Origin of the sequence: Ezakiella coagulans, from assembly GCF_003096635.1 — a bacterium.
GTDB classification, from domain to species: Bacteria; Bacillota; Clostridia; order Tissierellales; family Peptoniphilaceae; genus Ezakiella; species Ezakiella coagulans.
Window position 1 is genome coordinate 223,000 of record NZ_QEKV01000001.1, and the last position, 21,769, is coordinate 244,768.

The window sequence follows — 21,769 nt, forward strand, 5'->3', positions numbered from 1 at the left end:
AAATTATGACGAGATTAAGTATTGATAAAATAAATGAATATGAAAAAGAATTTTTAGAAGACAAGAGAAATATCGTAGCAATGAACGCCGCAACATATAACGGAGTTCAAAAGGTTGCAAGAGATGTGAATGCGCTGAAAAATGAACCGTTCGCTTTTAATGTGGATATTAAAAACGGCGAAGTTACAAACCAAAAGCAATCAGGCAGATGCTGGATGTTTGCTTCGATGAATGTTTTGAGAAATATCGTGATTAAAAAGTTCAATCTTGAAAACTTTGAACTTTCACAAAGCTACACATTGTTTTGGGACAAACTCGAAAGATGCAATTACTATATGGAAGCGGTAATCGAAAAGGCAAATGAACCACTTGAAGACAGAGTTATGGACTATCTTATGTCGGACTTGTTGTCGGACGGCGGACAATGGGATATGTTTGTGAATATCGTAAAAAAATACGGACTTGTTCCAAAATATGCATATCCTGAATCCCAAACTTCATCTGCAACTGTTCAACTGAACAAATATCTCTGTAAAATTTTGAGAAAATATACAACTGAACTTAGAGACGCAGTGCAAAATGAAGGCGTGAAAAAGGCAAGAGAGTTAAAAGAAGAAGTTTTGAAAGACGTCTACAATGTTTTGACTTCAACACTTGGACAAATGCCGGAAAAATTTGACGTGGTTCTTCACGACAAAGACGGAAAACTTATTGAAGACAAGGGCATGGACGCACACAGCTTCTTTGACAAATATATCGGCGTAGAAATTGATCAATATATTTCATTAATCAACTCACCGACAGAAGATAAACCTTTCAACCAAACATATACCATAAAATATCTTGGAAACATTATTGAAGGTAAAATTGTAAAGCACTTGAATCTTCCTATCGAAGAACTTAAAAAAGCTGCCGTAAAACAATTAAAAGACGGATATCCTGTTTGGTTCGGTTGCGACGTAGGACGCTCATCTGTAGTGGAAGATGAAAGAGCAATGCTCGACACAAAAGCTGTCGACTACGAATCCCTCTTCAACGTCGACTTGAAACTTTCAAAAGAAGACGCCCTTGACTACGGCTACTCGATGATGACACACGCAATGACCTTCACCGGAGTTCAAATGAATGGCAATGAAGCTCTAAGATTCAAAGTTGAAAACTCATGGGGAGAAAAATTCGGCTACAAAGGTCACTTTGTCATGACTTCAGACTGGTTCGACCAATACGTCTACCAAGTCGTCGTCAACAAAAAATACTTGCCGGAAAAACTCAGAAAAGCTTATGAGAAAAAAGCAATAGAGTTAAGCCCATGGGACCCAATGGGCTCCCTAGCATAAATTGCAACTAAATTTGCGACCTTGCGGTCTGAAATTCAAAAAATACCTCTCGACGTACATTTTAAGTACGACTCGAGGTATTTTTTTCTTTCATCCCACAATCTCATCAAATTTAGAGTGCAATTTGGTGAGATATAATACCTTGGGAACAATGTGTTTCCAAGGTATTTTTTGTGGGAGCTTTTGTACGCGACGTAGCGGCTGGCATACGTTACGACGTAAGGAGTAACGATGTCCTGACGCCATATATGACGTTTGTGTTTTGAAGAACATTACCAACAACGCTGTGTTGCAAAATATATAAACATACCTAATCATATAATACATAAACCTTTATTCGCTCTGTACGCTTCCCAACGCCCATTTTTGTGTGTTTAGAATATGTAGACAAACTAACCAATTTGATTATAACGAAGATCGAAAATTTATAATTATAACATCAATTAGGAGCAAACTAATATTTATGTTATAATACTATTAAAAGCTATAAATTTTGATGTACTTCAATTAAAATGACATACATAAATTCAATTAAAACGGGAGACAATATATGTATAACAAACAGACAAAATACTTACTTGGAGGGAGAATTGCCACAAATATAGCGGACTCACTTCAATATATGATGATTCTTTGGTTTTTCAACGAGACATTTAAGTCACCTTTTTTGTTGGGTGTAATATTTGCGATTGAATCCGGGGCAGATGTAATCAGTTTTTTATTTGGACCGCTGATTGATAATTCGAACAGCAAAAAATTGTTGATTAAATGTTCTGCAGTACAAATAATAAATGTTCTGATTTTGTGTGTGATAAATATTACTTTTGGAATCAAAAGTAATGTGATATATTCGATTATAATGGTTCTTTCTTTAACTATAACCACTCTCGCAAGCACAATAATTTATCCATTACAGACAAAAATGATACCGATGGTAGCAGGTGAGACACCTTTGGTTAAAGTAAACGGAATATTTAATCTCTCTGAAAAAATATTTGATGTGCTTTTTAATGCCGGAGCAACACTCTTAATTTCATCTTTTAACGTAAGCTTCAATCTGATCATTTCGTTGGTAGTTTTTTTAATTGGGATAAAGCTATATTCGCTGTTAAATTATGATGAAAATTTTGACTTTTCAGAGATTGAAGACTATGAAGAAGAGGGAACGGTAGGAGAATATATAGCGGATTTAAAAGAGGGATTTGTGGAACTTCGAAAACAAAATGAACTTCTAAAACTCATAATACCTCTTATGGTAATAAACTTCTTTTTTGCAATTGCGGATATAGGGCTACCGAGGCTTGCAAGCGAATATATTTCAGATGAAGCCACAGGCTATGGGCTTATACTATCAATCAGTGCAATTGGGTCAATTGTGGGTGGCGCATTTACACAATTTAAAAATATTGAAAAAGCGAATCTTAGAAAAACGGTCGCAATGTGCTTGATATCATCCGGGATATTTAAACTAATAACTGCGATAACAATAAATAGAATTTTTGTTTTGTGTTGCATCTCAATATTTTTTTGCAGTGCTTTTATAAGCTTTATGAATATTTTATTTATATCGCTTGTCCAATCAACTGTTCCGGTGAATATATTGGGGAGAGTTGAGACAATAAATGAAAGCATTATCTCGGCAATAATTCCTTTAGGAACTTTTGCAGGAGCATTTGTAATAAAAGAATATGGAAGCATAATGACACAATATATATACGCGGTGGCTCTGGTTGTATTTGGGGTGTATTATGCGTTGTTAAAGGTGGAGAAATATTCTTGCTAAAATTGCGAAAAACGGTTGTTCGACTTTTTAGTCGCTGCGACATACTTGCCAGTATGCCTCGCTCCAAAAAAATCTCGCACGGAAATATTCTTGCTAAAATGGCGACTAACTTGCTTTTCAGAATCTCACAACCTGCGACGTATTTACCAATACGCCTCGGTTGGTCGTTTATTGCAAAGCGGCGTTATTCATCCATTTTAGCGAAGAATGTAGTGTGAACTATATAATAAAAATACCTTGAGATTGATTAAAAATCATCTTGAGGTATTTTTTTGTAGAGGTGTGTGTACGCCGCTGTAACGGCGGATTACATTCCGCCGCCCATTTTTGTGTGTTTGGAATATGAAGACAAACCAACAACTTTGTGCTTATATAATATCGAATAAGAACCTCATCTATTTCGTCCTACACCTTCACATTCCTTTTATGATTTGACACCATCAACAAGCATTGATATACTATAAATATACATATTATTTTCACAAGGGAGTACATTATGAAAGACAAGTACAGTTTTTTCAGCAATTTATTTTTTCTAATAAAAAATTGGTTCAAAAAGGACACGTTCGGGGCGATTGTCGTTTTTGTTTCGGCTATTATTTCCGTTATAATTCCGATGGTTGATGCATTTATTACGAGAACTGTTGCAAATTCGATAATTGAAAGTGCGGAGATTAGTTTTTTCATAAGAGAGCTTGCGGTTCTTTTTTGCGTTTATATAGTTTTGAAGTTTATAAATGTGTGGGCGGAGGAACGGACGTGGTTTTTTCAAAACAAGGTCAGCATGCTCTATGGAGTCGATTTGATGGATGCGGTCATGGACAAGGAGCTTGCGGATTTTGAAAGCACGAAGGGCCGCTCGCTTTTTGAGCGTGCAAAGAGTTTTGCATTTGACGGAGACCAAGCGGACGGTGCGTGGTCAGCGATAAGATTTTCAAAGCTTTTGACATCGTTTGTCGGTTTTCTTACTTACACGATCATTTTCAGCAAGGTCAGTTTTGTGTTGATTGCGATTGTTATTTTGACTTCGTTTATTGCATATTTTCTCCAACACAAGTTGACGGAATTCGGAAATGTGACGGCGGACGAGATGTCGCTCGAGGAGATGCGCCTATATTATTTATATAGGATAGCCGGCGAGTCGCGTGCACAACGAGAGGTGCGGATTTTGAATGCTTTCGGCATGGTCTATTCGTATCTTGCAAAGTTTTCAAACGCATATTATTCAATTTTAAGAAAATATACAAAAAAGGCGAACACATCCACAGAACTCCAAGCGGTGCTTGGTTTTGTGAGAGATTTTTTCACATATTATATTTTGGCGAAAAATGCGGCACTTGGAAAAATTTCGACCGGTGACTTTATTTTTTATCTCACTCTTGTTGTCGGTTTTTCGGAATGGCTGAACAATTTCACGGGTCATATTATGAGTCTTAAAAGAATTTCAATCGGCTGCGGCAAGTATCGCGAGTTTGTCGATGAGAAGAAAGACGAGGATAAGAAGCCGGACATTGACGTCATAAATGATATCGAACTAAAAAATCTTTCATTTCAATATGACGAGGATTCGAAGATTTTAAAGGATATAAATTTATCGATGAAAAGGGGCGACTCGGTTGCAATTGTCGGTGAAAACGGAGCCGGAAAAACCACGCTTATAAAAGTGCTTGCCGGTTTATACAAGCCGACGGCGGGCGAGATTTATGTAAATGGTAAAGATTTTAACAATTTTTCGAGCGAGTCTATTTATAAAAGGACGAGCATTCTTTTTCAGGATTATTTCATGCTTCCGGGGACGCTTCTTGAAAATATGGACAACAAAGGTCTTGACGAAAAAAGGGCGACGGAGTTTGTGGAAAAGCTTGGACTTAAAGATAGAATAGACGGCTTGACAGATGGGCTTCAAAGCGAAGTGATCGATGTGGAAAACAATAAAATTGAAGGTTTTTCGGGAGGGGAACTTCAAAGAATTCTCCTTATAAAATCGCTTATGAAAGAGAGCGACATATTGATTCTTGACGAGCCGACGGCTGCACTTGACCCGATAAGCGAAGAAAAGCTCTACAATGAGTACAAGGATTTCAGCAGGGACAAGATTTCCATTTTTATTTCGCACAGAATCACCTCGACGAGATTTTGCGACAAAATAATTTATTTGGAAAACGGCGAAATTGCGGAATACGGAACATACGAGGAGCTGATGAAGCTGAACGGAAAATACAAAAAGATGTTCGATTTGCAAGCGAAGTATTATAAGGAGGACGAAAATGAAGATGATTGATGTTTATCGCGACATAAACAAAATTAATAAAAACATTCTTCCGGTTATACTTTTAAACTGTCTATTCAGTGCGATTGAGCCTTTTGTGTTTATTTTTGTGTCGGGGAAATTGGTGAAATATTTGATTGAGGGAAGGGCGTTTAAAGAAATAGTTACGCTTTCTCTTGTCGGGGCGGCGATTTCTCTTGCGGTTTATGTTATAAAAAACATAACGGAAAATTACAAAATGGAATTTATGGACTATTTGAATTGCAAAGAGAAAAATCTTTTGATTAAGGGAATGTTTAATCTCGACTTCAAGGATTTCGAATCCAAGGAATACAAGGATAAGATTTCGAGACACAGACAGGAGACCGACGGAATCGGCGGAGTTTATTATGAAACGCTTTATCTTTTGAGCGATTTTGTGAGCGGAGTTTTGACGATTATTATTGCGGCAATTTCTCTCGGTGGATTTTATAAAACTTTGAATCAGTCGGTGGATATAAAAATTCTCGGGGAAAGATATTTTCCGCTTATTTTACTTGCGGCGCTTATTATACTTTCGGTGCTTTTAGCAATCTTTAGAAAAAAAGTTGAGGAGAAAAATGAGGATGACCGCGAAGAATATTCGGTAAAATATAAAATCTACGATTTTTATATGCGCCTTTTGTCCGACTACGAGTCGCTCAAACAAATAAAAATATTTGATGAAAAGCCGTTCATCAAAAGAGAATTGAACGACAAATTTGTGAAAGACGGACTGTCACTGGACAGAAGAGTGAGTGTAAGAACCGCTTTTTCGCAAGCCATGAACGAATTTTTGATGACGGGAATCAATGTGTTATTTTTGCTCGTGCTTGCGGTAAAGGCAATCGGCGGACTCTTTGGGGCGGATGCGCTTATAATCTACTACGGTGCATTCAAAGAAATTGTCGATGGAATAAAACTTTTGATTGAATCGGTCGGCTATAAAAAATCCATCGAGCCGAAAATAGAAATTTTATATGACGTAATCGCTCTTAAATCGGAGAGCGACGAAGGAAAATATATTGAAGAAAGCACGGAAAATGCAATTGTTGCAAAAAATATTTGCTTTGCTTATCCGGGAAGCGACAAAAACACACTCGAAGAAATTGATGTCACAATAAAAAACGGCGAGAAAATTGCAATCGTGGGCGAGAACGGCTCGGGAAAAACAACATTTATAAATCTCTTGACCGGACTTTATAGACCGACATCGGGAGAAATATTTGTGAACGGAAAAACTCCGACACTTGAAAATACTTCGAAAGAAGCGGGAGTTGTGAGCCAGGACTTCTTCTTGTTCTCATTTATGCTCGGAGAAAATGTTACATCGTCAAGGGATGTTGATGTGAAAAATGCAAAACTCGCACTCGAAACCTCCGGCTTCGGCGACAAATATCCGCTTGAAACATATCTCTACAAAGACATTGACGAAGACGGTGTCGACGTTTCGGGCGGAGAAGCTCAAAAAATTGCACTCGCAAGGGCAATATATGGAAACAAAAAAATCTTGCTCTTTGACGAACCTACATCAAAACTCGACCCGAAATCGGAAATGAAAGTTTTTGAAAGCTTCAACGAAGTCTCGAAAGGAAAAACCTCAATCTTCGTCTCTCATAGAATGAGTGCCTGCAAATTTGCCGACAGAATCATACTCTTTGAAAAAGGTAAAATCTCAGCAATCGGAACGCATGAGGAAATGATTAGAGGGAGTGAGAGGTATCGAGAAATGTGGGAGGCCCAAGCTAAGTATTTTTATTCTTGCTAAAATTGCGAAAAACGGTTGTTCGACTTTTTAGTCGCTGCGACATACTTGCCAGTATGCCTCGCTCCAAAAAAGTCTCGCACTAACCGTTTTTCATCAATTTTATCTGCGAATGTGAGGACAAAAATACAATTGTTATAATCATGATAGGTGCTTGTTTCACCTCCGCTCTCATTGCAACGTGCGTTTAAGCACGTCTCACTCGAGTGGTGTCTGTACTACGCCTTTTTCATCAATTTTATCTGCGAATGTGTAATTATTCTTGCTAAAATGGCGACTAACTTGCTTTTCAGAAGTTCCCAACCTGCAGCGTATTTACCAATACGCTTCGGTTGGTCGCTTCTTCCAAAGCTGCGTTATTCATCCATTTTAGCGAAGAATTTAGGGTAAAAATAACAATTATGCTATTAAGGAGAAAGGCTTGTTTCGACTACACACAAGTGTTGTTTGTACTACCCCTTTTTCATCAATTTTATCTGCGAATGATGTTGAGATATAATAGGTCGGTTTTTGCAAAGCGGCATTATTCATCCATTTTAGCGAAGAATTAGGGTGAACAATTGATTGGTCGCTTCTTGCAAAGCTGCGTTATTCATCCATTTTAGCGAGGAATTTTGGTGATATTTGAAATGAAAACACCTTGGGAAGATACATTTCCAAGGTGTTTTTTTGTATAAGCTTTTGTACGCGTTGTAGCGGCTGGCATACGTTACGACGAAAGGAGTAACGATAGAACTGCCTGTGCCCAACCGCGTGAAATACCCTCTCAGTGCTCAAATACGAAATCACAGATTTCTTTTTCGCACTGCCGGGCACAGGCATACATCTTTGATTTCGTATTTGAACGCGGGAAGGGTACCGCCATATATGACGTCTATTAAATTTGGAACATTACCAACGACGTTGTGTTTTTAAAATATATATACCATTCCTATTCTATAATTTTCAGTTTGTGTCAATATGTAAATAAAAACCGAAAGCATTTTTGCCGCCGGTTCCTGTTTTATTTAAATCGTGATTTCTTTTGTTTATGCATGATGTCTTTGATGTTGACCACTCTGTCGCAAGCATAGTAAAGAAGCTGAACGTCGTGGCTTACAAGAATTATACTCATGCCGTGTTTTTTTCTATATGAATCCAAAAGCTCCGTTGTTTTTAATTTCAAATTCACGTCAAGCGGGGAAGTGATTTCATCGGCAAGCAAAACTTTCGGCTCAGTTAGAAGTGCCCTGATGATTTGTGCACGACTTATCATTCCGCCTGACAATTCGTAAGGACGCTTTTTGAGGCATTCTTTATCCAGTTCAAAATCTTCAATAAGTGTTTCAAGTTCCGCTTCATTAAATTCTTTTTTGGAGAAGTGAAGTGCTTCTTTGAAACTTTGAAGGATAGTTTTTTTCGAGTCAAACGATGAAACTGCGTTTTGGAAAATAAGCTGAACCGGAAAATCTTCAAGATTTCTCCGTTTGTCACCGACAATCGGAAGATCCCTTCCTTTGTATAGGATTTCACCGCTGTCCAAAACAATGAGGCCTGCAATAAGTCTCAATAGTGTGGTTTTGCCGCTGCCCGACGGACCTATTATTCCCAAAAATTCATTTTCATATAAATCCAGGTTAAGGTCCATAATGGTTGGAGCGTCTTCCATCTTAAAACTCTTTTTTAAATTTTTAATCTCTAGAATTTTGTCCATAAATAATCCTTGCTGATTGTAAAAGAGATTGTGTGTTTTCATCTTTGCTGTCAAAAATCTCTTTGGAGTTTTTGTCTTCGGTAATTTTTCCATCCTTAAACACGCAGATTCTGTCTGTGAGCTGAATTGCATCAAATGGGTTATGCGTGATGTATATAAGGCTCATATTTGTTTTTTCAATATGAGATTTTATAATGCTTATTGCCATGTCGGTGGAGTCTCTGTCGAGAGCACTGGAAATTTCGTCAGCTATCAAAAGCTCCGGCTCACGATTTAATATCATCGCTATTACGACACGTTGTTGCATTCCGCCCGAAAATTCTTCAGGAAATTTTTTGGCGTTTTCTTTATTGATGCCGATGTTTTCTAATGAATCGAGGGCAATTTCCGTTGCGGCTTTTTTTGAAATGCCTTTTACAAAAATCAAGTCGCTGACCATTTGATCGATGATTTTTATATACGGATTTAATGAGTTTTGAACATCTTGCGTGATATAGCCGATGGATTTTTTTAATTTATCTTTTAAATTCGTCTGAACTTTTTCGTGATTATAAAAAATTTCGCCGTCAATTTTTGCATTGTTTATAAGACCGAGTGCAGAGCGGAAGGTAAAACTCTTTCCGGCACCGGAAGCACCGATGATTCCAAGTGAAGAGCCAGGTTCAAGATTCAAGTTGATATCTTTTATAATAGTATTGTCGGATAGACTTACTGAATAATTTTTTAACTCAATCATATATGAACCTCGTCAAATGTGTAGTGGAATATCAAGCTCAGGAAAAATATTCCGAGTGCAGGCCAAAGCACGACCAGCGGCTTTTCAATAATGAATCCTCTATATTGATATAGCATAGTTCCAAAATCAGGAGAGGTGATGTCAGCACCCAAACCGATGAATGTTAGCGATGCGTATGCCAAAATATGATTTGATGCTTTGTTGCCCATAAGATTTAATGTTGACGGAAGAAGTTCCGGGAACAAAAACTTCCTCATGATGTATGAATTTGGAGCCTGAAGCATCCTTAGCGTGTCCACATACGGGTCTCTTAAAATTATATCGCACAGTTTGTAGCTTTGGTTTGCGAAAAAGCCGATATTTGAAAATCCGAGGGCAAGTCCGACCGCAAAGACGGAGTCGCTGAACATGATGGATGAAATAAGTGCCACAATAAATGTAGGAATTATAAGTGTAAGGTCAGTTAAAAATCTTATGACAACAAGGGGGAATCCTCCGTAGAATCCCGCAATAATTCCAAGAAAGACCCCGAAAATGTAGGACACAGTACTTGCAACAACAACTACATAAAGCGTTCTTAAAAAACCTTGTGCCATGAGAGAAAATATGTCTCTCCCCAAATGGTCGGTTCCCATTAAATGTTCCGACGATGGAGGCAAAAATTTATTAGCTATGTTTACGAATTTCGGATTTTGTGTGGGAATTATAGAAAAAATAATTGCCAACAAAACGATGACAGCAATTGCTATTAAAGCTCTTTTCATTAATCATTCCCCCTTTTTATAAAATGGCTCGAAAAGATGTTAAATATTAGATGTACAAAAAACATCCATATTATAATCATCATTATATATGTCTGAATTATCAGATAGTCCCTGTGTGCTATCGACTCGATTAAAAATGCTGAAAGCCCTTGAATCGAGAGTGCGAATTCAACAACTGAACTTGCCCCGATGACATAGGCACTTTGGCTTATCAAAAGCCCGAACAGCCCTTGAAGCGGTTCGTGGTAGCAATACTTTAGGAGAGCTTTCTGTTTGCTGTAACCTCTTTCGATATAAAATCTGAAAAAAGGTTTTTTAATAACGTCTAAAAAGTAGATTCTAACCGTTCGCGACATCGGCCCGATAAGCGGGAGTCCAACAAAAAAAACGCCGACAGCAAGACTTGCAACTGATCCGGATCTGAAAAACCTGATAAATTTATACTTTACCCCGAAAAAGTATACGAATAAAATTATAAGGATAAAGACAGGAACAGTTTGGGTAAAAAGCGCGAGTGCTCTTGTTAAACGGTCAAAAAAACCGTCTTTCAAACTGGACAGATAGCCAAGACAAAAGGCTAATATACTTGCGTATAATAGCCCTAAAAAGCCTAGCAAAAGAGACGTTGGAGCACGCCTTATGATCTCAGGTTTTAAATTTACACCGGTCATAAAGCTCTTGCCCCAATCTCCTTTAATAAAATCTGAAATCCAGTCGAAATACTGTGTGATAAGGGGTTTATCAAGACCGAATTCTTTTTTCAAATAGTTAATGTTTTCTTCGGTGGCGGGCAGATTTTTCTCACTGAGGACCATCATAACCGGGTCACCGCTCATAAGCCTTACAACGCCAAATGCGATGATAGAGCCTATGAAGAAAATTAGAAACCATTTACAGAAAAAATTTACAAATTTCATCTTATCTAACTTTTAAAGTCGGATTTGTAACAAAAAAGTCTCCGTTCCAAATTTCGTAACCTTTAACCTTGTCTGAAAGCATTACGAACCAGTGCGGGTCGACTGTGTATAAAATTGGAAGATCTTCATAGATCTTTGCTTGAATTTCTTTTGAAAGTTCATCTCTCTTAGCGATATCAGCTGTAACTCCGAGTTCATCAATCAACTTGTCAACTTCTTCATTTCCATAGTAGCTGTGATTTTTTACAGAACCTGTCTTGAAGTGTTGTGCAAAGAAATAGTGCGGATTGCCGCTTGCTGTAGGATTTTGTGCATAAAGAAGAATATCGTGGTCTCCCTTTTCAGCTTCTTCATCGATACTGTCTGCAAGTCTTACAGTAGCTTCAATACCGACTTGTTCCAAATCTGAAACGAGAACTTGACCGATAATCGGAAGATCTGGTTTTGCAGAATATGTTAAAATTGAAAGCTTAACATTGTTGCCGTCTTTGTCAACCAACTTGCCGCCGTTATATGAATAGCCTGCTTGTTTAAATTCTTCTTTAGCCTTATCAACATCGTAAACAATTTTTTGATCGCCGTTGAAGCTGAAATTCTTTGCAAATAATCCTGTAGGAATGTCTCCGCCGCCGAGAGCATCAATTATTTCTTGTCTATTTACCAATAAATCAAGGGCCTTTCTGAAATGAATATCCTTGATATGGTCTCTGTTCAAATTCAAGAAACAATAATATTGATAACCTGCACTATAATCTACAGCATTAAATCCTTTTTTCTTCAAACTTGTTGCAACATCATTTGTTAAACCGAAAGCAACGTCAACTTCACCGCTTTCATAAGCAAGTCTAAGTGCATTTGCATCTTGGAATGCCTTAATAAGAACTGTTTCAGGTCTGTCTTCAAAACCGTCGTAGAACTCATTTCTTTCCAAAACAACTTCGGCACCCGGTTTTAAATCCTTAATCTTGTAAGCTCCTGTGAAAATAAACTTGTCGCCGTCTTTCTTAAACATAACATTTGTCCATTCTGCAAAAATTGATTCAAGGCTAACTGTCGGCAATTCTGTAACAATTTGAACCTTGTATTCATCGATTGGAGTGAAAACAATCTTGCCGGCAGATGCACGTGCAAATTCGTTTTTGTCCATAATCATATTCATTGCATCACAGAAAGCTTGAGCGTCAACTTTGTCTCCGTTTGAGAAACAGACGCCTTCGTTTAGCTCTGCAACAAAATTGTTGTTGTCCTTAGCCTCGATTGATTTAACAAATCTTGACTTAAGTGTTCCGTCAGGTTGAAGAGTATAAACATATTCACTGATACCATGGTTTGTTAAACTCCAACCGTTTGCACCGTCAAGCGGATCATCGCTTGCGATAACCCATGTTTGACCGACAACAATTTCTTTAACATCTGCTTGTGTGTCGTCTTTTTTGCAGCCGAATGTAAATAACATAGCAATTAAAACTGCAATTAAAATTAGTTTTTTCATAAAAATTCTCCTTTAACTAATTATAGTATAGAAATAAACAGGTAAAAAAACTAGCATTGCTCTGAACCGGAGCAAAACTAAGGTACAAGTATCGGACTTATGCATAAATGCAAATACCGTAGCGGCACTGTGTGGGATTCTAACCCACTTCCTTGTTATATTCTATCTATTCCCATTATACTGCAAAGTGAGTTAGATAACAACTATTCTTGCTAAAATGGCGAAAAAGGCTTGTTTCGCCACCACTCTCATTGCGACGTGCGTTTAAGCACGTCTCACTCGAGTGTTGTCTGGACTACGCCTTTTTCATCCATTTTATCTGCGAATGTGTAATTATTCTTGCTAAAATGGCGACTAACTTGCTTTTCAGAACCTCCCAACCTGCAGTGTATTTACCAATACGCCTCGGTTGCTCGGTTCTATTCTTGTTAAAATTGCGAAAAACGGTTGTTCGACTTTTTAGTCGCTGCGACATACTTGCCAATATGCCTCGCTCCAAAAAAGTCTCGCACGTAACTATTCTTGCTAAAATGGCGACTAACTTGCTTTTCAGAATCTCACAACCTGCGACGTATTTACCAATACGCCTCGGTTATTCGATTCTTCCAAAGCGGCGTTATTCAACCATTTTAGCGAAGAATTTTAGTTAGGAGACGTTAAATACCTTGATATTGATTTTGTTAAATAATTTTAAGGTATTTTTTTGTATAAGCATGTATACGCGTTGTAGCGGCTGGCATACGTTACGACGTAAGGAGTAACGATGTCCTGCCGCCATATATGACGTGTATTAAATTTAGAACATTACCAACAACGTTGTGTAAATAAAAAATATAAACCACCTTAATTATATAATTTACAACCACATCAACAATGCTATATATAAAATATCGCTCCCACAACGATTAAGACAATTGATATTTTAATAATTTTCATAACATATTTAAAAAAATAAAAAACATACTATTCACAAACATTATGATTTCTTAACAATAAACATTGAAACGTGTAATAGTTGGACAAAAAATCATTATATATCTCTATATATGATTTAATTTGCACACAAAACGGAATAAGAAGTTATTATATAGGCGATTATCGTTAAAAATATATTAATATACAATAAAAACATGCTCATATTGTAAATTTGAAATCAACAATTCTGTCTGTTAGAATGTAATTATAGAAAGAGAGGAATTTATTATGATGAGATTTACTTTACCAAGAGATATGTATTATGGCGATCACGCTCTAGACATTTTGAAGGAACTTGAAGGAAAGAAAGCGATTGTTGTTGTCGGAGGAGGTTCGATGAAAAGAGCCGGTTTCCTCGACGAAACTGTAAACAATTTAAAAGAAGCCGGAATGGAAGTCGAACTTTTTGAAAATGTTGAATCCGACCCGTCAGTTGAAACTGTTATGAAGGGCGCAAAGGCAATGCAAGACTTCGGACCGGACTGGATTGTTGCAATCGGCGGAGGTTCTCCGATTGACGCTGCAAAAGCAATGTGGGCTTTCTATGAACATCCGGAAGTGACATTTGAAGATTTGATCATACCTTTCAATTTTCCGAAACTAAGAAAGAAAGCTAAATTTGTTGCGATTTCTTCAACTTCAGGAACAGCAACGGAAGTTACCGCTTTCTCTGTTATTACGGACTACGAAAAAGGAATAAAATATCCACTTGCAGACTTTGAAATAACACCTGATATTGCAATCCTTGACCCAAGAATTGTTGAATCTATGCCGCAAAGACTTACAGCCGACACAGGTATGGACGCTCTTACACACGCAACTGAAGCTTATGTATCAACAGTTGCATCACCTTTTACCGATCCACTCGCTCTAAAAGCAATTGCAATGATTGATAAATATCTAAAAAAATCATACCACGGCGACAAAGATGCACGTGAACAAATGCACTATGCACAATGCATGGCAGGACAAGCTTTCTCGAACGCACTTCTTGGAATTGTCCACTCACTTGCTCACAAAACAGGCGCAGCATTTAGTTGCGGACACGTTGTTCACGGCTACGCAAACGCAATGTATCTTCCATATGTAATTCAGTACAACAGAAAAGACGAAAGAGCTTTGAAGAGATATGGTGACATCGGAAGAATGCTCGGTTTTGAAGGAACAGATCTAGAAATCAGCGACAAATATATTGCAATGATTAGAGATTTCAACAAAGAATTCGAAATCGTAAATTCCTTGAAAGAATTCGGAGTCGATGAAAAGGAATTCCTCGAAAAACTCCCTACAATTGCAAAGAATGCAGTCCTCGACGCATGCACAGGCTCAAACCCAAGAAAAATTGACGATGCGACGATGGAAAAACTGTTAAAATGCATTTATTACGGAGAAGAAGTTACCTTCTAAAATTCTTGCTAAAATGGCGAAAAAGCCTTGTTTCGCCACCACTCTCATTGCGACGTGCGTTTAAGCACGTCTCACTCGAGTGTTGTCTGTACTACGCCTTTTTCATCCATTTTATCTAAGAATTTACAGTATAACTGTTCTTGCTAAAATTGCGAAAAACGGTTGTTCGACTTTTTAGTCGCTGCGACATACTTAGCAGTATGCCTCGCTCCAAAAAAGTCTCGCACGGAATCATTCTTGCTAAAATGGCGACTAACTTGCTTTTCAGAAGCTCCCAACCTGCGACGTATTTACCAATACGCCTCGGTTGGTCGCTTCTTCCAAAGCGGCGTTATTCATCCATTTTAGCGAAGAATTTGGGTGAAATATATAATAAAAATACCTTGAGATTGATTAAAAATCATTTCAAGGTATTTTTTTGTAGAGGTGTGTGTACGCTGCTGTAACGGCGGGTTCCGGGAATCCCGCCGCCATATATGACGTGTATTAAATTTGGAACATTACCAACAACGTTGTGCATATAAAATATATAAACTATTCTATTTTATAATTTATAAACGTATTTTCGATCTGTACGTATCCCAAAAAGTAGCGTCGGGTGCACAATCGACGTCATAGACTCATTTCTCCTGTTCGTCGAAATATCGTCGGACGTCTTTGTATAAGACCTACCATCGTATTTTTGATTTTTCAAATCAAAAATTACGGGTTAGGTCTTTAACATTGCGACGCCCATTTTTGTGTATGGGAAATATTTGTTATTACGAACAACGCTGTGTATATAGAATATCTCCCTATAATAATTATCCAATAATATCATCTTTTCATTAGCAAAAAATACATCTTTGACATTTTTTTCTATTGTGATAAAATATAAGTGTTAGGAGTGGATGAAAAAATGAAGGAAAAATTTAAAAAATTCAGCATAAAACACTGGTGGATATATTCCGTTTTAATTGGAATTTTGGTTGCCGTGTTTTTCTATTCAACGAGACAAGAAAATCTGAGATTTGTTTTTGATGAAGTGTATGAATATATGAAAATAGTTGTGGAAACTTCTCCGGGGTATTAATATGAAAAATGAAATGAATTTAGAAAAAATTCCATATGTAAAAATAATTCTTTTCGCCGTCTTATTTTCATTTATATTTACTGAGCTATTTGTCTTAATCGGAAAAGAGAAAGTCATAGATGCAAAAATAACACACGTCGACATTGAAAATGAAGATTCAGATGAAATCTATGATAAAATCTGGAAAATGTGGGATTTTTTTGGAAGTGCATCAATGCATAGGTCCGAAGTATTGGAAGAAGAAAAGAAGAATTACGAATTTTACGCTCCAACGGATGAAAGGCTCTTTAGCGAAGTGTTTATGGATCCCGAGAAATTTTATGAAAATCGCAAGAACGGTACCTTAAACAACAAGATCTTATTTGAAATAAGTATGCTTATGGAAAAGTGTACAAGATTGAGAGATGAAAAGAAGATTAATGTGCTCAGTTTTGAGTACAAGGGGGAGGAGATTAGGTTTCCCATAGGATTAGGAATCACCAGATAAAAAAATTCTTGCTAAAATGGCGAAAAAGGCTTGTTTCGTCACCACTCTCATTGCGACGTGCGTTTAAGCACGTCTCACTCGAGTGTTGTCTGTACTACGCCTTTTTCATCCATTTTATCTGCGAATGTGTAATTATTCTTGCTAAAATGGCGACTAACTTGCTTTTCAGAAGTTCCCAACCTACAGCGTATTTACCAATACGCCTCATGTGGAAGCAATAGCGTTGATACAAAAGATGTAAATTTAGAAATCCTGCATTTCAAGCAGTTTTATAATCATTTTGTTTTTGATAAAGATGAAGAAGGATATGTCAAAAAGACTCAAAAAACTACATGAACGTAAGAGTAGTTTTGAGACTAGTATGAGGAAACACAAAAAATATAATTAACTCATTTTGTACTTTCTACAAGAGTAGCTGAAAAGGCTGCTCTTTTTTTATTAAAGGGAGTAAGGATTCGTTACATCCTTTTTCAAAAAATGGAAAACTCATAAGCAACTTTACATATTCGCTTTTACAACATATAATAAAAGCGTAAACGAGAGGAGGCGGACTATGAATACACTTAAAGAATATATCCAAGAAAATTTAGTGATAACCAACAAAGAAGCAGAAGAACTTGGATATACCAGGCATAATTTATCTGAATTAACAGAAAGCGGACAATTAGAAAGATTAAGACCGGGACTATATCAATTAAAAGGAAAAGTAATAGACGATTTTGTTTTAATATCATCAAATAGCAATCGAATTATATTTTCCCATCAAACAGCCCTATACCTCCACGACCTATACGATAGGACCCCAAATGTATTTCATATATCTGTACCCCAAGGCTACAATGCCAGTCATATAAAAAAGAGATATGAAGATTTACAAGTTCACTATGTAAAAAAAGATTTATACGAACTAGGAAAGGCAGAAATAAAATCGCCACAAGGCAATCTCATACCAGATTACGATATCGAAAGAACAATTTGCGATATCATAATAGACAGAGAAAAAATAGATAAGCAAATTTTTACAGAAGCCATAAAAAGATACTTTAAATCACCAAATAAAAATCTAAGACGACTAATAAAGTACAGTAGACTATTTAACATAGAAGATGAAATTAGAAAATATATGGAGGTATTATTGTGATTAATATCGAGAGTATAAAGGGAAAGATAAGAAGTCTGGCAGAGAAGAAAAATAGTATAAACATGTGATGCTATAATATTTGTATTAGCATTATCGGGTATAATTTAATAAATCCTTGTACAATTTAAATGAAAGGTGGTGGAAAGATGGATATAATGAAATCATTTAACTTAGCAATTGACTATATTGAAGATAACTTAACTGATGAACTTGATGAAAAAGAAATAACACGGATAACAGGATATTCATTTCCAATGTTTTCAAGAATATTTTCAATCGTATCAGGATATTCATTATCTGAATATATAAGATTAAGAAAGATGACAAATGCTGCAATTGATTTAAAAAATTCAGATAAAAGAATTATAGACATCGCAATAAAATATGGTTATAATTCTCAGGATTCTTTTGCCTTAGCTTTTAAAAGTTTTCATAAGCTAACTCCAGGTCAAGTAAAAAAAGGAGAAAAGTATCAATATTTCCCAAGAATCTACTTTTCAATTTCAGTTCAAGGAGGAAATCAAATGGATATTAAGATTGAGAAAAAGAAAGCGTTTAAAGTAGCTGGTATTAAATCAGATGTAACTAAAAGTTCAAATTTCCCAAAAGTTTGGGATAGACTGGTTGAAAAAGTACCAAGAGAAAAATTTGAAGAGTTTGGTAATGGTCAAATCTTTGGCGTAGGATATGACTATGTAATGGATGAAGAAGATTCATTTATATACTTAGCTGGTTTTGATTTAACGGATGAGGTAAAAGCTGAGGAGTTAGGTTTAGATATACTCAGCATTCCTGAAAAAGAGTATGCTATTGTAAGCTTAGAAGGTCCTATACCAAAGTGCATTCACGAAGGATGGAAGTATATTATTTCATATTTCTTCCCAAAAGAGGGATATAGACATGATGAAAGTCCCGATTTTGAAGTATATGGAGATGGAGACCCTAATTCAGAAGATTATAAAATGGAATTATGGGTTCCTATAGTAAAAGAATAATTTAAATTTGTTTAACGGCATCTATCAAATGGTAGGTGCTTTTTTGATTGATATTAGTAAAAATAGGAATGAGTAAAAAGTCCTATGAAACTTGACCTAACAACAGGTGATGCAATGACACCAAGGGAAATAGAATACACCTATCCATGTATCTTTAGCAAAGAAAATATAAAAATAATGGTATGTCCATTAGAAACAATTTTAGCAGAAAAATACGAAACAATATTCAGAAGAAATATAGCAACAACAAGAATGATAGACTTTTACGACCTATACACCCTCTACAAATTAAAAAAATGAGATAGATTATAAAATATTAAAAGAAGCAATAGAAAGAACCTCAAATAAAAGAGGAAGTCAGGAGATAATGAAAGACTATGAGTAAATAATCGAGGACATAAAAGAAGATTCATATCTAAGATCCTTGTGGTAAGTATATCTCAGTGAAAATAAGTATATTGGTGATTTGACCTTTGATAAGGTTGTTGGAGTAGGGAATGGATCTGCCATATTTCTTTTGATAATTTTTCTATCTGATTATTCATAGATTCAATTTCATTTTTGTAAATAACACCAGTTGTATTTGTAGCTTTTGCAATCTGGTTTATATTATTTGTTGCATTTGAAAGTAGCCATTGTAGGTTTCTAAATGGTTCTAAATCTACTATATAAATTTCTTTTTCTAATACACACTTTCTAAGAAAGTGAGACATAGTTTTGCAATTAGCAAGTTTCATTTTCTTTTCAAAAACTTCCTTTTCTTCCTTAGTTAATTTTATTTCTATTCTTTCATTTCTAAATCTATTTGCCATTTTATTCTCCTTTATAAAATATATTTCGGGGTCTTAGGGTTCTCCCTAACAAGGTAAAAATTAAAAAAATGGAGCATTCCGTAAAGGGCTGCTCCATTAATTTTTTCGTAAGTGTCCGTACACTTACTGTGCTTGCTATTAAAGTTATAAGCGTTAAGCTTGCTATTAAAGTTATAAGCGTTAAGCTTGCTATTAAAGTTATAAGCGTTAAGCTTGTTATTTAATTACTACCATTATACCATAAAATTGAAATGTTTGTATCTAATAGAAAAGCTTAAAATATAGATGTACGATTAATATGCTATAGTGTATTTTTAGTATAAAAACTAATTTTTGGGTATAATTTAATTGATTATTATGATGCATTAGGAGGTAGAGTTTTGGAATTAAATCATGAAGATATTATAGAAGATGTCCTTGAAGGATATGTTTTTTCTGAAAAAAAGGTTACTGATGAATGTAAAATTTATACAATTGAAAATTCTACTGGCTGTGGCGAAATGCGTTGCTACAATTTATTTGAAGGCGTTCAGTTATCTTATAATAACCTTAATATGGAGACGGCATATCAAAAAATAAATCCTAAAAGCGGGGTTTTAGAAATAGATCATTGCTTAGAGGGATGTTATGAGTTTAAACTTGAAAATAATGAACGTGCTTTGATAGGTAAAGGTGATCTAAGTGTAATCGAAATAGGTAAAGTTCCTTTTGAAGATTCATGCATACCAACAAAAAAATATGTGGGACTTTCAATATTTATTGATATTGAAAAGGCACAAAAATCTATCGATAAATACTTTCCATATGCAAAAATTGATTTGTTAGAAATAAAAGATCGTTTATGTAAAAATGGTGCAGCTTTAATTATTCATTCACGTCATGAGATAGACCATGTTATTAGTGAACTTTATAGAGTAGATTCTAGAATAAGACTTTCTTATTCAATTATAAAGACAATAGAGTTGTTATTATTTTTAAATTTAGTTGAAAGTTCAGATACATTTAAGTTAACGTCTTTTTCAGAACCAGTATATAAAGCAACTGTAGAATCATATAAGACGATTTTAAATAATCCTTTTGAAAGATATTCTATTTCTGATTTATCAAAAAAATATGCTATTTCAGAATCCAGTTTGAAGAGATGTTTTATATACATAACTGGAAGCTCAATAGGTAATTTTATTAGGGAAAATTGTTTAGAAGCCGCTGCTAAATTATTAATTCATAAACCCTTAATGTCAATAGGAGAGATTTCTGATTTGTCAGGATATTTGAATCCTAGTAAATTTTCTGAGTCATTCAAAAAACATTTTGGGCAAACTCCTCAAGAATATAGAAAAAAATCCATCTGACCTTTTTAGAGCAAATAAAGAGCTGTCAGGTTATAAAGAAAATATCCATCTTACTTTATAATAAAGTTGAGATGGATATTTTTTTGTAAATATTCTCTATACACATTCTATGTACATTTTATTAATTAACGGAGGTGTTTTATGAACAATAAAAAAATGACTACAAAAGATGTAGTAACAGTAGCTATTATGATTGCTTTATTTTATGCAATTTCTATTGTTATTGGAATGAGTATGGTTGCTGTTCCAGTTGTATATATTTATGGTACTGCTGGAATTGAAATGTTTATAGGAGCTATTTTCTACTTAGTAGCAGCTAACAGACTTAATAAACACGGGCTATTATTTATATGGATATTAATTTATGGTCTTATCACAGCAGCTATGGGTTATGTGTTTATGCTTCCATATTTTATTGGACTTGCTATTTTGTGTGAAATAGTAATGATAGGCAAAGATACTTATATAAATCCAATAAGAAATATGATTGGCTGGAGTGTTTATGGTGCTGGTATGTTCATGGGAATAGGAGTCCCATGTTGGATAGCTTGGGAATCTTATCAAAAGCAAGCTTTAGAGAGTGGGTTTGCAGATAAGACATTAACATTGCAATATAATTTGGTATCTTCACCAAAACTACTATTATTAGGTGTAACAATAACCGTTATATTATCTGCTTTAGGTGTTTTGTTTGCACAAAAAATTCTTAAAAAGCACTTTAAAAAGGCGGGTATTTTAGAGTAAATGGAGATAT

General features: G+C 35.6%; 18 protein-coding genes, 1 pseudogene and 1 riboswitch. Of the genes and pseudogenes, 13 read left to right on the forward strand and 6 right to left on the reverse strand.

Features of this window, described 5'->3' with window-relative positions; all coding sequences use genetic code 11:
- Window positions 1-5: 5 nt before the first annotated feature.
- From C7381_RS01020 to C7381_RS01035, 4 genes are all read left to right on the forward strand, one after another.
- A complete protein-coding gene (locus tag C7381_RS01020; protein WP_116479572.1) occupies window positions 6-1,337 on the forward strand; it encodes a C1 family peptidase in 1,332 nt (443 codons plus the stop codon).
- 550 nt (window positions 1,338-1,887) lie between these two features.
- Window positions 1,888-3,120: an MFS transporter gene (locus C7381_RS01025; RefSeq protein ID WP_116479573.1), complete on the forward strand. Its 1,233-nt coding sequence runs from the start codon at window positions 1,888-1,890 to the stop codon at window positions 3,118-3,120.
- A gap of 496 nt (window positions 3,121-3,616) precedes the next feature.
- Window positions 3,617-5,401 carry an ABC transporter ATP-binding protein gene (locus C7381_RS01030; RefSeq protein WP_116479574.1) on the forward strand — a complete coding sequence of 595 codons (1,785 nt, stop codon included), beginning with the start codon at window positions 3,617-3,619 and terminating at the stop codon, window positions 5,399-5,401.
- Entirely contained in the window at window positions 5,388-7,175 is a 1,788-nt protein-coding gene (locus tag C7381_RS01035) for an ABC transporter ATP-binding protein (protein ID WP_116479575.1), read from the forward strand. Before C7381_RS01030 ends, C7381_RS01035 begins: the two co-directional genes overlap by 14 nt.
- A gap of 1,000 nt (window positions 7,176-8,175) precedes the next feature.
- Here C7381_RS01035 and C7381_RS01040 read toward each other — a convergent pair.
- Genes C7381_RS01040 through C7381_RS01060 form a run of 5 tightly spaced genes read right to left on the reverse strand, consistent with a single transcriptional unit; the run spans window position 8,176 to window position 12,774 of the window.
- A complete protein-coding gene (locus C7381_RS01040) occupies window positions 8,176-8,958 on the reverse strand; it encodes an ABC transporter ATP-binding protein (RefSeq protein ID WP_165803542.1) in 783 nt (260 codons plus the stop codon).
- A complete protein-coding gene (locus tag C7381_RS01045) occupies window positions 8,843-9,601 on the reverse strand; it encodes an ATP-binding cassette domain-containing protein (protein WP_116479577.1) in 759 nt (252 codons plus the stop codon). The genes C7381_RS01040 and C7381_RS01045 overlap by 116 nt, the downstream gene beginning before the upstream one ends.
- Window positions 9,598-10,365: an ABC transporter permease gene (locus C7381_RS01050; protein ID WP_116479578.1), complete on the reverse strand. Its 768-nt coding sequence runs from the start codon at window positions 10,363-10,365 to the stop codon at window positions 9,598-9,600. The genes C7381_RS01045 and C7381_RS01050 overlap by 4 nt, the downstream gene beginning before the upstream one ends.
- Window positions 10,365-11,282 (reverse strand): ABC transporter permease, encoded by a 918-nt coding sequence (locus C7381_RS01055; protein ID WP_116479579.1) that lies wholly within the window; start codon window positions 11,280-11,282, stop codon window positions 10,365-10,367. Before C7381_RS01055 ends, C7381_RS01050 begins: the two co-directional genes overlap by 1 nt.
- 1 nt (window position 11,283) lies before the next feature.
- Window positions 11,284-12,774: an ABC transporter substrate-binding protein gene (locus C7381_RS01060; RefSeq protein ID WP_116479580.1), complete on the reverse strand. Its 1,491-nt coding sequence runs from the start codon at window positions 12,772-12,774 to the stop codon at window positions 11,284-11,286.
- Between the two features lie 46 nt (window positions 12,775-12,820).
- A riboswitch (adenosylcobalamin (AdoCbl) riboswitch) is annotated at window positions 12,821-12,941 on the reverse strand.
- A 1,036-nt stretch (window positions 12,942-13,977) separates the two neighbouring features.
- Here C7381_RS01060 and C7381_RS01070 point away from each other — a divergent pair.
- The 6 genes and pseudogenes from C7381_RS01070 to C7381_RS01090 form a co-directional block, all read left to right on the forward strand.
- Window positions 13,978-15,156 (forward strand): iron-containing alcohol dehydrogenase, encoded by a 1,179-nt coding sequence (locus C7381_RS01070; protein ID WP_116479582.1) that lies wholly within the window; start codon window positions 13,978-13,980, stop codon window positions 15,154-15,156.
- Between the two features lie 898 nt (window positions 15,157-16,054).
- A complete protein-coding gene (locus C7381_RS08545) occupies window positions 16,055-16,228 on the forward strand; it encodes a hypothetical protein (RefSeq protein WP_165803543.1) in 174 nt (57 codons plus the stop codon).
- A 1-nt stretch (window position 16,229) separates the two neighbouring features.
- Window positions 16,230-16,715 carry a hypothetical protein gene (locus C7381_RS01075; protein WP_116479583.1) on the forward strand — a complete coding sequence of 162 codons (486 nt, stop codon included), beginning with the start codon at window positions 16,230-16,232 and terminating at the stop codon, window positions 16,713-16,715.
- 553 nt (window positions 16,716-17,268) lie between these two features.
- The gene (locus tag C7381_RS01080; protein ID WP_116479584.1) at window positions 17,269-17,856 is read left to right on the forward strand and encodes a type IV toxin-antitoxin system AbiEi family antitoxin domain-containing protein; all 588 of its coding nucleotides are present in this window, start codon (window positions 17,269-17,271) and stop codon (window positions 17,854-17,856) included.
- A gap of 146 nt (window positions 17,857-18,002) precedes the next feature.
- Complete coding sequence (locus C7381_RS01085; protein ID WP_116479585.1) at window positions 18,003-18,851, forward strand: AraC family transcriptional regulator; 849 nt, start codon at window positions 18,003-18,005, stop codon at window positions 18,849-18,851.
- Window positions 18,852-18,926: 75 nt separating this feature from the next.
- Window positions 18,927-19,398 (forward strand): annotated as a pseudogene (locus C7381_RS01090) (nucleotidyl transferase AbiEii/AbiGii toxin family protein); the annotation flags it as partial.
- Here C7381_RS01090 and C7381_RS01095 read toward each other — a convergent pair.
- Window positions 19,292-19,663 carry a plasmid mobilization protein gene (locus C7381_RS01095; protein ID WP_116479586.1) on the reverse strand — a complete coding sequence of 124 codons (372 nt, stop codon included), beginning with the start codon at window positions 19,661-19,663 and terminating at the stop codon, window positions 19,292-19,294. The pseudogene C7381_RS01090 and the gene C7381_RS01095 sit on opposite strands and share 107 nt — an antisense overlap.
- 68 nt (window positions 19,664-19,731) lie before the next feature.
- On the opposite strand from C7381_RS01095, the gene C7381_RS08550 reads away from it, so the two are divergent.
- From C7381_RS08550 to C7381_RS01105, 3 genes are all read left to right on the forward strand, one after another.
- Complete coding sequence (locus tag C7381_RS08550) at window positions 19,732-19,887, forward strand: hypothetical protein (RefSeq protein WP_165803544.1); 156 nt, start codon at window positions 19,732-19,734, stop codon at window positions 19,885-19,887.
- 156 nt (window positions 19,888-20,043) lie between these two features.
- A complete protein-coding gene (locus C7381_RS01100; RefSeq protein WP_116479587.1) occupies window positions 20,044-21,015 on the forward strand; it encodes a helix-turn-helix domain-containing protein in 972 nt (323 codons plus the stop codon).
- Between the two features lie 141 nt (window positions 21,016-21,156).
- Complete coding sequence (locus tag C7381_RS01105; protein WP_001060382.1) at window positions 21,157-21,759, forward strand: MptD family putative ECF transporter S component; 603 nt, start codon at window positions 21,157-21,159, stop codon at window positions 21,757-21,759.
- The last annotated feature ends 10 nt before the right edge of the window (window positions 21,760-21,769 follow it).